This is a genomic window from Mesorhizobium sp. M2C.T.Ca.TU.002.02.1.1, assembly GCF_003997225.1.
On record NZ_RZTO01001201.1, the window covers coordinates 1 to 1,287 of the forward strand.

Annotated in this window: 1 protein-coding gene; it reads left to right on the top strand. The window is 65.0% G+C overall.

Going from position 1 to position 1,287, the window contains the following annotated elements; translation table 11 throughout:
* Positions 1-5: 5 nt before the first annotated feature.
* Positions 6-1,287, top strand: a 1,282-nt coding sequence (locus EOD07_RS34730) for a ribonuclease E/G (protein ID WP_348627799.1), incomplete at its 3' end; no start/stop codon positions are given.

Below are 1,287 nucleotides of genomic sequence, written 5' to 3' on the forward strand. Positions count from 1 at the left end.
ACAAGATGCTGATAGACGCCTCCCACCCGGAGGAAACACGCGTTGTCGTCGTTCGCGGTAACCGCATCGAAGAATTCGACTTTGAATCCCAGGACAAGAAGCAGCTCAAAGGAAACATCTACCTCGCCCGCGTAACCCGCGTCGAACCTTCCCTCCAGGCAGCCTTTGTCGAGTATGGCGGCAACCGTCACGGTTTTCTCGCCTTCAGTGAAATTCACCCCGATTACTACCAGATCCCGGTCGCCGACCGTCAGGCCCTGTTGCGCGCCGAAGCGCAGGAAGCCGAGGACGAAGACGACGAGGAGGCCGAGACCGGCGAAGAACAGCAGGCGCGCGATCGCGGCGGCCGGCGCAACCGGCGTCGCGGCGGCAAGAATCGCGACCGCGGCGAGCACAAGCACGACGCTGAAATCGCGGCTTCCCCGGAAAGCGGCGAAAACCAGGCTGAAACCGCAGAGGCCCACGACACCGCTGCCGAGGTTACCGGAAGCGAGGATACCGGCGCCGAAACCGCCGATGCCCGGGCTGAAAATGCCGAAACAGTCTCCGAGGCCGTCGAGGCCGAACCGGAAACGTCTGACGAGCCCGCTGCCGAGACCGGCGGCGGCGCCGCAGCGGCCGACCATGCCGCCGACGACGAGGACGCCAAACCGTCCGAAGGCGGCCCCACGTCGATCGCCGCGAGCGTCGACGCCGACGTGATCTCCGAAGCGGTTCCGCAGACAGATCAGCCCGAGCAGACGAGTTCCGAGCAGATTGGGGAAGCCGCCGCCAGCGACAATGATCGCGGCATGCTGGAGGATGTCTCGGCCGCGCATTCCGACGAGCACGAAGTCGAATCGGTCGGCGCCGAAGACGCGCTCGAGGAAATCCGCAACCGCCGCAAGCCGGTGCGCCGCCAGTACAAGATCCAGGAAGTCATCAAGCGCCGCCAGATCCTTCTGGTGCAGGTGGTCAAGGAAGAGCGCGGCAACAAGGGCGCGGCGCTCACCACCTACCTCTCGCTTGCCGGCCGCTATTCGGTGCTGATGCCGAACACGGCCCGCGGCGGCGGCATCTCGCGCAAGATCACCAACGCGCAGGACCGCAAGCGCTTGAAGGAGGTCGTGGCCGACCTCGAAGTGCCGCAGGGCATGGGCGTGATCCTGCGCACCGCCGGCGAAAGCCGCACCAAGGCCGAGATCAAGCGCGACTACGAATATCTGATGCGGCTTTGGGAAAACGTCCGCAACCTCACGCTGCAGTCGTCGGCTCCCGCCCTGGTCTATGAGGAAGGCAGCCTGATCA